Origin of the sequence: Paenibacillus sp. M2 (assembly GCF_046713495.1) — a bacterium.
GTDB lineage: Bacteria > Bacillota > Bacilli > Paenibacillales > Paenibacillaceae > Paenibacillus > Paenibacillus amylolyticus_B.
The window spans coordinates 5,206,403-5,218,923 of the sequence record NZ_CP169648.1 but is presented as its reverse complement, the minus strand read 5'-3'; the positions used below and the strand labels follow the sequence as shown (position 1 = coordinate 5,218,923).

General features: G+C 46.7%; 13 protein-coding genes. All 13 read left to right on the top strand.

Going from position 1 to position 12,521, the window contains the following annotated elements; translation table 11 throughout:
- The first annotated feature begins 49 nt into the window (after window positions 1-49).
- The 13 genes from hemW to mtaB all read left to right on the top strand — a co-directional run bounded on the left by hemW (window position 50) and on the right by mtaB (window position 12,521).
- The gene (hemW, locus tag ACETMN_RS24140) at window positions 50-1,234 is read left to right on the top strand and encodes a radical SAM family heme chaperone HemW (protein ID WP_091013944.1); all 1,185 of its coding nucleotides are present in this window, start codon (window positions 50-52) and stop codon (window positions 1,232-1,234) included.
- Between the two features lie 118 nt (window positions 1,235-1,352).
- On the top strand, window positions 1,353-1,823 hold the full coding sequence (locus ACETMN_RS24135; RefSeq protein WP_017687214.1) for an N-acetyltransferase: 471 nt from the start codon (window positions 1,353-1,355) through the stop codon (window positions 1,821-1,823).
- Window positions 1,824-2,078: 255 nt separating this feature from the next.
- On the top strand, window positions 2,079-3,110 hold the full coding sequence (hrcA, locus tag ACETMN_RS24130; protein ID WP_036615092.1) for a heat-inducible transcriptional repressor HrcA: 1,032 nt from the start codon (window positions 2,079-2,081) through the stop codon (window positions 3,108-3,110).
- Between the two features lie 44 nt (window positions 3,111-3,154).
- Window positions 3,155-3,718, top strand: a complete 564-nt coding sequence (grpE, locus tag ACETMN_RS24125; protein ID WP_076211668.1) for a nucleotide exchange factor GrpE — start codon at window positions 3,155-3,157, stop codon at window positions 3,716-3,718.
- Window positions 3,719-3,879: 161 nt separating this feature from the next.
- Window positions 3,880-5,724, top strand: coding sequence for a molecular chaperone DnaK (gene dnaK, locus ACETMN_RS24120; RefSeq protein ID WP_105599753.1), 1,845 nt, complete (start codon window positions 3,880-3,882; stop codon window positions 5,722-5,724).
- A gap of 129 nt (window positions 5,725-5,853) precedes the next feature.
- Window positions 5,854-6,978 carry a molecular chaperone DnaJ gene (dnaJ, locus tag ACETMN_RS24115; RefSeq protein WP_091013948.1) on the top strand — a complete coding sequence of 375 codons (1,125 nt, stop codon included), beginning with the start codon at window positions 5,854-5,856 and terminating at the stop codon, window positions 6,976-6,978.
- A 239-nt stretch (window positions 6,979-7,217) separates the two neighbouring features.
- Window positions 7,218-7,586 (top strand): hypothetical protein, encoded by a 369-nt coding sequence (locus ACETMN_RS24110; protein ID WP_017687219.1) that lies wholly within the window; start codon window positions 7,218-7,220, stop codon window positions 7,584-7,586.
- A gap of 278 nt (window positions 7,587-7,864) precedes the next feature.
- A complete protein-coding gene (locus tag ACETMN_RS24105) occupies window positions 7,865-8,044 on the top strand; it encodes a YfhD family protein (RefSeq protein ID WP_017687220.1) in 180 nt (59 codons plus the stop codon).
- Window positions 8,037-8,429 (top strand): hypothetical protein, encoded by a 393-nt coding sequence (locus tag ACETMN_RS24100; protein WP_411735220.1) that lies wholly within the window; start codon window positions 8,037-8,039, stop codon window positions 8,427-8,429. The genes ACETMN_RS24105 and ACETMN_RS24100 overlap by 8 nt, the downstream gene beginning before the upstream one ends.
- A 190-nt stretch (window positions 8,430-8,619) precedes the next feature.
- Window positions 8,620-9,585 carry a 50S ribosomal protein L11 methyltransferase gene (gene prmA / locus ACETMN_RS24095; protein ID WP_411735219.1) on the top strand — a complete coding sequence of 322 codons (966 nt, stop codon included), beginning with the start codon at window positions 8,620-8,622 and terminating at the stop codon, window positions 9,583-9,585.
- Between the two features lie 3 nt (window positions 9,586-9,588).
- A complete protein-coding gene (locus ACETMN_RS24090; RefSeq protein ID WP_091013958.1) occupies window positions 9,589-10,269 on the top strand; it encodes a site-2 protease family protein in 681 nt (226 codons plus the stop codon).
- A 138-nt stretch (window positions 10,270-10,407) separates the two neighbouring features.
- The gene (locus tag ACETMN_RS24085) at window positions 10,408-11,172 is read left to right on the top strand and encodes an RsmE family RNA methyltransferase (RefSeq protein WP_192133644.1); all 765 of its coding nucleotides are present in this window, start codon (window positions 10,408-10,410) and stop codon (window positions 11,170-11,172) included.
- A gap of 2 nt (window positions 11,173-11,174) precedes the next feature.
- The gene (gene mtaB, locus ACETMN_RS24080; RefSeq protein WP_411735218.1) at window positions 11,175-12,521 is read left to right on the top strand and encodes a tRNA (N(6)-L-threonylcarbamoyladenosine(37)-C(2))-methylthiotransferase MtaB; all 1,347 of its coding nucleotides are present in this window, start codon (window positions 11,175-11,177) and stop codon (window positions 12,519-12,521) included.

Here is a 12,521-nt window from a genome sequence, read left to right as displayed (position 1 = left end):
AAAGGGAAGCCGGATGGCTTTCCTTTTTTCAAATAGAGGGGGACTTGCCATGACATTGGCAGCACACAGCCGGAAGACAGGTGCGCCCCAAGCGGTGTATCTTCACATTCCCTTTTGCACGAATAAATGTTTTTATTGCGACTTTAACTCCTACGTTCTGAAAGATCAGCCCGTGATGCAATATCTCGAAGCGCTGGAACGGGAGATGGAACATACAGTCAAGGCCAATCCACCGGGTGAGATCAAGACCATATTTGTAGGTGGGGGTACGCCAACGGCTTTGAAACCGGATGAGATGGCCGTATTTCTTCGTTCCGTGAAGACGTATTTCCCCAATTGGGCGGACGATATTGAATTTTCGATGGAAGCCAACCCGGGAACAACAGATGCGGAGAAACTCGCTGCAATGAAAGAAGGCGGCGTCAACCGTGTCAGCTTTGGCGTGCAGGCTTTTCAGAATGATCTGCTGACAGGCATTGGCCGTATTCATAATACGGATGATGTATATCGGAGTCTGGAGAACGCTCGAAAAGCGGGACTGACTAATCTGTCCATTGACCTGATGTTCGGGTTGCCGAACCAGACTGTAGAGATGTTGAATGAAAGTATCGACAAAGCGCTGGAACTGGATCTGCCGCATTACTCCATTTACAGCCTGAAAGTGGAAGAGAATACCCTTTTCCATACACTGTATCAGAAGAACCAGTTACCACTTCCTCATGAAGATGATGAACTGGAGATGTATCTTCTATTAATGAGACGTATGAAAGAAGCAGGTTATGGACAATACGAGATCAGTAACTTTGCCAAGCCGGGCTTTGAGAGTCGTCACAATATTACCTACTGGCGTAATGAGGACTACTACGGTCTGGGTGCAGGTGCACATGGATATGTGGGCCGCGAACGGCATATGAATATTAAAGGTATAAATCCTTATGTTGAAGCTTCACGTGCAGGGCTGCCTCGTCTGGATCATTTTGAGATTGCTCGCCCGGAAGCTATGGAAGATTATCTGATGGTTGGACTGCGAATGTTGGAGGGAGCTTCGGCCTCACGCTTTAGCGAACAGTTCGGAGAGTCCATGGAAGAAGTGTTTGCGAAGCCTTTGGGCAAAATGTTGAACGCAGGGTTGCTTGAGCGGACGGCAGACGGCTTCCGACTGAGCGAGCAGGGTATCCTGTTCGGAAATGACGTTTTTGCGGAGTTTATCGGGTCCATATCGCTGAATTCATAGCTTGAAATTCTATACGCTCTGTTGTATATTTATTCATATTGATTTTACAGAGCGTGTTAATTTAACAACTACGAAGTCAGCTTTCCTCTGGAAAGCTTGGTAATAGGAGGAGAGCAGGATGTCGGTAATATGCAGAAAAGCTGTGCCGGAAGATGTTGAACCACTGTATGAAATGATTAAGGGCTATGCAGAGCGTGGGATCATGCTTCCGCGATCACGGGAAATACTGCACCGACAGCTGGAGCACTTTGTTGTAGCCGAAGTTGATGGTGAAGTGGTGGGTTGCGGATCACTTTGTCGTCTTGGGAATGATTTGGTAGAAGTCAGGTCACTCGGTATCTCGGAAGGACACAAAGGGCTCGGTATTGGCTCCCGATTGCTGGACCGACTGGTAGAAGAAGCAGAGAAACAACAGATTCCTAAGGTGATGGCGTTGACATATGAAGTATCCTTCTTCCTCAAAAACGGCTTTGCCGTGGTGGAAAAAGAGATTTTCCCCGAGAAAGTATGGACTGACTGTGTTCATTGCAGCAAGCAGGATTGTTGTGACGAGATCGCGGTATTAAAAGAGCTTAACGTTTCAGCCTAATAACTGAATGGACTGCATGGATCGAGCCGAGTCAACCTCTGCCCTACATGCAGTCCTTTTTTACTTCAAAGTATGTTCAATAAAGTTGTTAGGACTCGTCGACATTGGTCTATACTATAAATAGATGAGCCCACTCATCAAACTCACTTGACAATGTTCACGTCAGTTTGGTATTTTTGTATTACCGCTTAGCACTCATCTAACCGGAGTGCTAACGACATGGGACAGTACAGTCAGAAGGAGGGAATACTCACCATGTTAACAGAGCGTCAACGAATGATTCTGAACGCTATAGTGGATGACTATATCCGTTCAGCTGAGCCCGTAGGGTCCCGGAGCATTTCCAAAAGGGGAGATGTTGGATACAGTCCGGCGACGATCCGTAATGAAATGGCGGACCTTGAAGATATGGGCTTTCTGGAACAGCCGCATACATCGGCTGGACGCATTCCATCCCATAAAGGCTATCGGTATTATGTCGATCATTTGGTTCCTTGGAATCAAGTGGAGCCTCAGGAGTTGGATGATCTGAAGTCGTTCTTCGCTGAAAAGTTGAACGTCATGGAGCAAGTTATTCAGCATGCATCCAATATTTTGTCACATATGACGAATTATACTTCGATCCTGCTTGGACCGGAAGTATTCCATACGTCCTTACGTCACTTTCAATTGCTTCCGCTGAACGAGAGTGAGGCTGTAGCAATCATCGTGACCAATACAGGTCAGGTGGAGAACAAGACGGTACAGATTCCACCAGAAATCTCGGTTGCCGAGATGGAAAATGTGGTTCGTTTGTTAAATACCAAGCTTGTGGGCGTACCCATCTACAAATTGAAGTCCCGTCTTTATACCGAACTTGGGCAAGAGATGGAGCGGCATATTACACGTTATGAGGAAGTTATGCAGGTGCTGAACAGTGCCTTTGATAACGAACATGATAATCGTCTGTTCCTCAGTGGTGCCACCAATATGTTGACTCAACCGGAGTTTAAAGATATCGAAAAGGTAAAAGATATTCTTGACCTGCTGGAAGAGACACCAACACTCATGAAATTGATGATGCCCGTGCCGGGTGGATCTGGTATTCAAGTGCGAATCGGCACTGAGAATGATCATGAAGCCTTTGCCAACTGCAGCCTGATTACAGCTTCCTATTCATTGGACGGTGAGGCTTTGGGTTCGATCGGTATTCTAGGACCCACGCGGATGGATTATGCACGTGTCATTCATATTCTAAATACACTATCCCGTGACTTGACGGCGATGCTGACACATCGTTTCAAATAAGATTCGGGAATGAACCATTTCATTCGTATAAGGAGGTGAACATCTTGAAAGAGGAGCAATCATTTACAGAAGAACAAGAGGTAACAGCAGCTGAGCAGGAGCCTATTAATGAAGCTGGCGCTGCAGAAGCACAAGCTGAAGAGATGGCTGATCAGGAGCAGGATGAGCTTGCACGTTTGAAGGCAGAAGCTGAGGAGCAACAACAGCGTTATGTCCGTGCACAGGCTGATTTTGATAACTTCCGTCGTCGTACTCAGAAGGAAAAAGAAGAATTGGCTAAATACGCTTCGATGAAGCTGGTCACCGAACTGGTACCGGTTATTGATAACTTCGAGCGTGCCATGGCTACTGTACCGGAAGGAGCAGAGGTCGAATCTTTCTCCAAGGGCATCCAAATGATTTTCCGTCAATTGGAAACCGTGATGAATAATGAAGGTCTGACGGCTATGGAATCGGTAGGACAACCGTTCAATCCTGAATTCCACCAAGCCATTATGCAAGTGGAGAGCGACGAGTACGAAGAAGGTATCGTCGTTGAGGAAGTCCAAAAAGGCTACATGCTGAAAGATAAAGTGCTTCGTCCAGCTATGGTTAAAGTCAGCTCATAAATTCCTTATAGGAAGGAATGAGTCGGCTCCATAGTTGAACAATGTGGGCGAAGTTTAATATAAAGGTTTGTACACATAGAGCACGATTAGCAACATGAACATCTAAATAAGGGTCAGATCAGACCCATTCATTTTAAATTGTTGAGGGAGGAAATTTTCGGATGAGCAAAGTAATTGGTATTGACTTAGGAACAACAAACTCATGCGTAGCAGTAATGGAAGGCGGCGAGGCTGTCGTAATTCCAAATCCGGAGGGCGCACGTACAACTCCATCCGTAGTCGGTTTCAAAAAAGATGGAGAGCGCGTTGTAGGTGAAACAGCAAAACGTCAAGCGATCACCAATCCGGATCGTACCATCATGTCGATCAAACGTCACATGGGTACTTCCCACAAGGAAACAATCGATAGCAAAGACTACTCCGCACAAGAGATCTCTGCAATCATTCTGCAAAAATTGAAAACTGATGCTGAAGCTTATCTGGGTCAAACGGTAACTCAAGCAGTTATCACTGTACCAGCTTACTTCAATGACAGTCAGCGTCAAGCGACTAAAGATGCTGGTAAAATTGCAGGTTTGGAAGTTCTGCGTATCGTCAACGAGCCGACAGCAGCAGCTTTGGCATACGGTATGGAGAAATCCGAAGACCAAACGATCCTCGTATATGACCTGGGTGGCGGTACGTTCGACGTATCCATTCTTGAACTGGGTGATGGCTTCTTCGAAGTTAAAGCAACTAGCGGGGACAACAAACTAGGCGGGGATGACTTTGACCAAGTAATCATTGATTACCTCGTAAGTGAATTCAAAAAAGATCAAGGCATTGACTTGAGTAAAGATAAGGCAGCGGTTCAACGTTTGAAAGATGCAGCGGAAAAAGCGAAAAAAGAACTTTCCGGCGTATTGACAACAACGATCTCCTTGCCGTTCATCACAGTTGCTGATGGCGTTCCACAACATTTGGAGTTGAACCTGAGCCGTGCGAAATTTGAAGAAATCTCTGCAGGTCTGGTTGAGCGTACGCTTGAACCAACTCGTCGTGCATTGAGTGATGCGGGTATGACGCCTAACGATATCGACAAGATCGTATTGGTTGGTGGTTCGACACGTATTCCAGCAGTACAAGAAGCTATCAAAAAACTGACGGGTAAAGAGCCACACAAAGGCGTTAACCCGGATGAAGTTGTAGCTTTGGGTGCTGCTGTACAAGCGGGCGTACTGACAGGTGACGTGAAAGACGTTGTATTGCTCGACGTAACGCCATTGTCCCTGGGTATCGAAACAGCGGGTGGCGTATTCACTAAAATGATCGAGCGTAACACTACGATTCCTACAAGCAAATCTCAAGTGTTCTCCACTTATGCAGACAATCAACCAAGTGTTGAGATTCATGTTCTGCAAGGTGAGCGTGAGATGGCAGCGGGTAACAAATCGCTTGGACGTTTCATGTTGGGTGATATTCCACCAGCTCCACGTGGCGTTCCACAGATCGAAGTTAGCTTCGATATTGATGCCAACGGTATCGTTAACGTATCTGCAACGGATAAAGGTACGAACAAAACTCAAAAAATCACAATTACTTCTTCCAGCGGTTTGAGCGATGCTGAAGTTGAGCAAATGATGAAAGATGCTGAGTTGCACGCTGAAGAAGATAAAAAACGCAGAGAACTCGTTGAAGCGAAAAACAGTGCAGATCAATTGATCTACTCTGTTGACAAAACGATTAAAGATCTTGGCGAAAAAGCTGATGCTGGCGAAGTTGAAAAAGCGAATGCTGCCAAAGAAAAACTGCAAGGCGTTCTGGCTTCCGACAACCTGGAAGATATCAAAGCTGCTACAGAAGAACTGACAGAGATCGTTCAACAACTGTCCGTGAAACTGTATGAGCAGGCTCAGGCGCAAGAGCAAGAAGCGCAAGGTGCTGAAGAGCAACAAGGTTCCGCAAAACGTGACAACGTCGTAGACGCTGATTACGAAGTTGTGGATGAAGATAAAAAACAAAACTAATTCGTAGTTCTACGCGAATTAAACATCGGTGACGTTCGAATTAGAGGGAAAGTCATAGCCGGGGCTCCCGTGCTTTGGCTTTCCTTTTGTCACGATGTGCGATAAGGTGAATGATATGGGGGTGGAAGAGTGGCTGAAAAGCGTGATTATTATGAGGTGCTTGGCGTTAGTAAAACGGCTAACGACGATGAGATTAAAAAGGCTTACCGTAAGCTTGCCCGTCAGTATCACCCTGACGTAAACAAGGCTGCTGATGCGGAAGCTAAATTTAAAGAAGTTAAAGAAGCTTACGACGTAGTGAGTGACGGTCAGAAGCGTGCACAATATGATCAATATGGTCATGTCGATCCGAATCAAGGTGGATTCGGTGGTGGCGGTGATTTTGGCGGTGGCGGATTTGGCGACATCTTCGACATGTTCTTTGGCGGCGGTGGCGGTGGACGACGTGATCCTAATGCTCCGCAACGGGGAAATGATCTGCAGTACACAATGACGATCGAGTTCAAGGAAGCCGTATTTGGTAAAGAAACCGATATTACGATTCCGCGTACCGAAGGCTGTGATACCTGTCATGGCTCAGGTGCCAAACCTGGAACGAAACCGGAAACCTGCTCGGTCTGCCAAGGTAGCGGTCAGCAGGAAGTCGTGCAAAATACACCGTTTGGTCGTATGGTTAATCGTCGTGCATGTTCGAACTGTAGTGGTTCGGGCCAAATTATCAAAGAAAAATGTACGACGTGCAGTGGTAGCGGTAAAGTCCGCAAGCAACGCAAAATCCATGTTCGCATTCCAGCGGGTGTAGATGACGGCGCGCAACTGCGTATGACAGGTGAGGGCGAGGGAGGCCTGCGTGGCGGACCAGCCGGAGATCTGTATATTGTCATTCGCGTGAAGACACATGATTTCTTCGAGCGTGAAGGCGACGATATTTATTGCGAAATCCCACTTACCTTTGCTCAGGCAGCTCTGGGAGATGAGGTTGAGATCCCGACGTTGACCGAGAAAGTGAAGTTGAAAGTACCAGCCGGTACACAAACGGGAACGTATTTCCGTCTCAAAGGCAAAGGCGTACCACGCCTGCGCGGTATGGGGCAAGGGGATCAACATGTGAAAGTGGTTGTAGTTACACCTAGTAAGCTGAATGACGAGCAGAAAGATCTGCTTCGCCAAATTGCTGCGCTGGATGGAGAGCAAACACATGAGCATGAACAATCTTTCTTTGATCGAGTGAAACGCGCCTTCCGCGGCGACTGAGAATAACATATAGCAAGTCCAAAAGGACACCACAGCGTTTTTACCGCAGGGTGTCCTTTTTTGTACGCCTTTTTTTAGTGGTTCAGTGGTTTTGGCAAAGTCCATGGATATATGCTACGAAGAACGAAAGTAATTTGTGGGAGCATTTCGGTATATTCTGAGCGAACTTGCGGAAAGATAGCATGGCGAGAATGATATGCATAGCTGATATGCGAGAAATTAGGAAGCAGGTGAAGCGGATGACCGAGAAAAATATTTTGGCGTACTTTCACAGCCCAGAGCAGGCCCAAGGGGCAGCCAAAAAACTGGAGGCATTGCGAGTGGAGGACCTGTCCATTAATCGATTCAGCCGTTATGCGGGTGTAGGACCAAGCGGGGCTTCCTACAAGCCGGGCGTTTCCGGCAGTTTTTCATCATGGGTGCCCGATTCGATGCAAACAAATGCCAGTGCTGGAATCATGGCTGCGGCGGACCCTTCTGCAAGCGGCATGAGTGATGGTGGACAAGGTGGACCTACGGGAAGGGATGTATTACTAACGGTCATCGTAGATGAATCGGTACATCACCGCGCCATGTCTATAATCGAACAAGCCGGTGGAATGATCTAGTTTCAAGAAATCTATATTTAGATCACAATATAAGATTCAATCTAAACATTTACACAATAACGGAGAGGACAGAAAAAACTGAAGAAGCGAAGCGTTCGCCTAAAAGCTTTCGCAAGAAAGCTACTTCGGAAGCATACGCTATCCCCGGATTTTTCCTTTGGAAGAAGGGAATTAAAAAAATCTGGGGATAACAGCGATCGGAAGGTTGTTCTGTCATCGGAGTGTCAGTGTAAATATGATTTAGTTGAACTTATACAATTTGAAGGAGGAGCATTACAATGGCAGAACATGAACGTCCAGGCAAGATTTTAACGAAAACGGAAAAGATGAAACGTATGCAATCCGCAAAAAATGAGGACGTGGAATTCAGCGCTGAAGCTGCGGATCATGAAGATATCGAAGCATTACGCCGCAGTGAAGCGGCTGATCGACGTCAGGGACGGGAGCTTCATGACTGAAGATCGCTCGGCAGTGACCCTCGAAGCTGTTTTTACAAGCTGGACTGAGGCCGAGTCTGCACGCAGAGCCCTGGAATTGTTGCACCCAAACCAATTGAGTATAGAGAGTCTTGGCAATGAATCGTCTGCATTGGATTCAAACGATGTTAAGGGCTTCGATAATTCTCCTACAGCCGTCGTCGGAGGATTTAGTGGCGAATTGAATGTACTTGCCCTGATTAGTGATGAAACGGAAATGTTGTCCAATGGTCAGGTTTATGATACACCCAAAGAGGACTCGGCCAACAGGCTAAAACAGGAAATTTTGCTAACCGTGTCCGTATCCAACGATTCGTTCCCGCAAGCCGCAGAGATGATCACGCAGAATGGTGGACGTTTTTGCTAACTGAGATTCGAATGTTGCAAAATGCTGAAGTAAATGAAACAGATATGTATGAATAGATGACAGGATATTCGAGCAGTCAGGCTGCGGATATCCTGTTTTGTTTTTCTTTTACTGGTACGGCTTTGTGCTCCGGCTAGCTTGTGTAGTACAATAGTTGGGATGTTTGAAAAATGAGGAGGAAAAACCAAGTATGTTATGGCATGAACTAACAATACATACCACAGAAGAAGCTGTGGAGATGATTTCGAATTTTTTACATGAAGCGGGTGCTGGAGGGGTTTCGATTGAAGAGTCCGGTACTTTAAATAAAAAACGGGACACAACATATGGTGAGTTATACGACGTTCCTTTGAATGATATTCCGGAAGGTTTTGCAGTCATCAAAGGCTACTTCTCCGAAGGAACGGATATGGTTGAACTTCAATCAGAAGTTCATCCGAGAATTGAGGAACTCTCTGAATTCGGAATTGATACGGGTGAGGTTCGTTATGAGACGCGTACAGTGGATGAAAATGACTGGGCAACAGCCTGGAAGCAATATTTCAAGCCGGTACGTGTATCGGAACGTCTCACGATTAAACCAACGTGGGAAGAGTATACGCCAGAAAGTTCGGATGAGAAAATTATTGAGCTTGACCCAGGCATGGCCTTTGGTACAGGAACCCACCCAACGACCTCCCTCTGCTTGCGCACACTGGAAACGGTTATTCAGGGCGGTGAGGAAGTCATTGACGTAGGTACAGGTTCTGGCATCTTGGCTATAGGCGCGATTAAACTCGGGGCAAAACATGTGCTGGCGCTCGATCTTGATCCGGTTGCGGTAATCAGTGCCAGAGAGAATGTGGAACTGAACGGGCTGGAGCAACAAATTACGGTTAAAGAAAGTGATCTGTTGTCCGTCCTTGGGAATCAGGACCCTGCGCTTGGTGTGCAATTACCGGTTAAGGTTGTGGTGGCGAACATTCTAGCTGAGATCATTTTGTTGTTCGTGGACGATGTGTACAATGCACTTGAGTCGGGTGGCACCTATATTGTATCTGGCATTTGGAAGAACAAAGAGCAGGTTGTACACGATGCTCTGGTAGCCTCCGGGTTTGAAGTAAGTGCCATCCACCGTGATGAGGATTGGCTCGCGTTTGTAGCCAGAAAGGGGTAACGTATGGACTTTTGGAATTCGTTCTTTCGTTATCCGATCGATCAGCTTCCGTTTTTCCTGCTGACCATTCTGATCGCATTTACGGTGCATGAATTCTCGCATGCGTATTTTGCCAACAAATTCGGTGATCCAACAGCCAAGCTGTTGGGTCGGGTCACACTGAATCCGGTTGTACACTTTGACTTATTTGGTGTGCTGTTGCTCATTATTGCTGGCTTTGGTTGGGCACGTCCAGTTCCGGTTAATCGGGCTAACTTCGAAAAACCTAGATTGATGGGCATCATCGTATCCGCAGCAGGGCCTCTGAGCAATCTGTTGCTCGCGATCATTGGTACAATCATCTATGCTTCACTGGTTGGTTCGGGAGCACTCGGCGGCATTGATAATGAGCGGTTGCTGACAGCAATCACAACGTTCTTCGCTATCTTTAACTTAACCAACTTTTTCCTGTTCCTGTTTAACTTGATTCCGTTGCCCCCACTGGATGGTTATCGGATTCTGGAAGATTTAGTGCCACCTGCAATCAGCCGCAAGCTACAAGGGGTGGAGCAATGGTCCATTTTTATCTTCCTATTGATTCTTGTTATTCCTCCGTTGCAAAATGTGACGATTCAACCTTTGTATGAGTTTGCGCAAACAATGTATGTGGACTTGGCAAAGCTGGTTATTGAACTATATCGCTAAAAGCGCATCTTGTATTGGACCGGAATACTGGTCAGAAACACGTAAAAGTTGTATGATCATCTGTGGCGATTGGATTCACGCTTGTCATTAGGCGGGGTGAATTCCAGTCATAACAGGACAGAATGGGTGGATTGACTAATGCAGCGATATTTTGTATCTGCAGAACAGTTTAATGAACACGCTGTGATCATCACAGGTGATGATGCACGCCATATCGGCAAGGTCATGCGTGGTAAACCTGGAGATAAACTGATTGTCAGTGACGGAAACTCCAGAGAAGCACTCGTGGAAATTGAGACCATTGAAGTTGGCCAAGTGACAGCGAATATTGTGGAACCTCTCGAGATGGACCATGAAGCACGGATTCGTGTAACTGTGGCGCAGAGTTTGCCCAAGGGCGACAAGATGGAAACAGTCATCCAGAGATGCACTGAGATTGGGGCGGTATCCTTTGTACCATTCCTATCAGAACGTACAATTGTGCAATATGATGCCAAGAAAGAAGGCAAACGGTTGGAACGGTGGCGGAAAATTGCCAAGGAAGCTGCCGAACAGAGTCACCGGAATCGCATTCCTTCCGTCGAGCAGCCGCTTTCCTGGAAAGGGCTGTTATCTTCTTTTGAGGGCTATAGCCTGGTATGTTATTGTTATGAGAAAGAAAACGGTAAACAGTTGAGAGATGCATTGAAACCGTTTGTTGAGCAGCTTGCACCTGATGCAAGTGCAGAAGTACTGATCGTTGTTGGACCGGAAGGTGGATTTTCTGAGAAGGAGACGGCAGAGGCTGATCAGGCAGGTGCTGTATCTGTTGGACTGGGCAAACGCATTTTGCGTGCTGAGACAGCTGGAATGGCAGCACTAACTTGCGTGTTATATGAATCCGGAGAAATGGGAGGAATGTAATTATGCCATCCGTGGCGTTTTACACCTTAGGCTGCAAAGTTAATTTCTATGATACAGAGGCGATTTGGCAATTGTTCAAAAACGAAGGTTACGATCAAGTGGACTTTGATGAACAGACAGCGGATGTATACTTGATTAATACTTGTACAGTAACCAATACCGGCGACAAAAAGAGCCGTCAAATTATTCGTCGTGCCATTCGGCGCAACCCGGAGGCGATTGTGGCCGTTACAGGTTGCTACGCGCAGACTTCACCGGCAGAGATTCTGGACATCCCAGGGGTGGATCTGGTTATCGGTACACAGGACCGTGACAAGATTTTGCCATATGTTAATGAAATTCAGGAGTCCCGTCAACCGGTTAATGCGGTGCGTAATATTATGAAAACCCGTGTGTTTGAAGAAATGGATGTACCTGATTTTGCTGATCGTACCCGAGCTTTCCTGAAAATTCAGGATGGATGCAATAACTTTTGCACGTTCTGCATCATTCCGTGGTCTCGTGGTCTCTCACGCAGTCGTGAGGCGAATAGCATTATTCAACAGGCGCATCAACTCGTACACGCCGGATACAAGGAGATTGTTCTCACTGGTATTCATACAGGTGGATATGGGGATGACATGGAGAACTATGATCTGACCGATCTGTTGTGGGATTTGGATAAGGTGGAGGGTTTGGAGCGTATTCGAATCAGCTCGATTGAAGCCAGCCAGATTGATGACCGTATGCTTGACGTGATCAAACGTTCAGACAAACTGGTTCGTCACTTCCATATTCCGCTGCAAGCGGGTGATGATACGGTGTTGAAACGCATGCGCCGTAAATATACGACAGAAGAGTTTTACAACAAGATGCTTCGCATTCGGGAAGCAATGCCGGATGTAGCGATTACAACAGACATCATTGTTGGATTTCCGGGTGAGACGGATGAGATGTACCGTAATGGCTATGAGTTGATGCGGAAGATCGGTTTTTCCGAAATGCACGTATTCCCTTATTCCAAGCGTACGGGTACGCCAGCAGCACGAATGGAAGATCAGGTGGACGAAGAGGTCAAAAATGCACGTGTGCATGAACTGATTGACTTGTCTGAGCAGATGCAGCTGGAGTATGCTGAGCAGTTTGTCGGACATGTACTGGATGTTATTCCCGAAGGTGAAGCCAAAGGCCGCGAGGGAAGTGGGAAGCTGCACGGTTATAGCGACAACTACATTCAACTGGTCTTTGACGGAACGATGGATATGGTCGGTAAAGTGTGCCGAGTCAAAGTGGTTGAAGCCGGCGTCAACGAGAGTCAGGCAACGCTGGTACGGGTATTGGAAGAGAATCTTAAGTCCGCCGCGATGTGA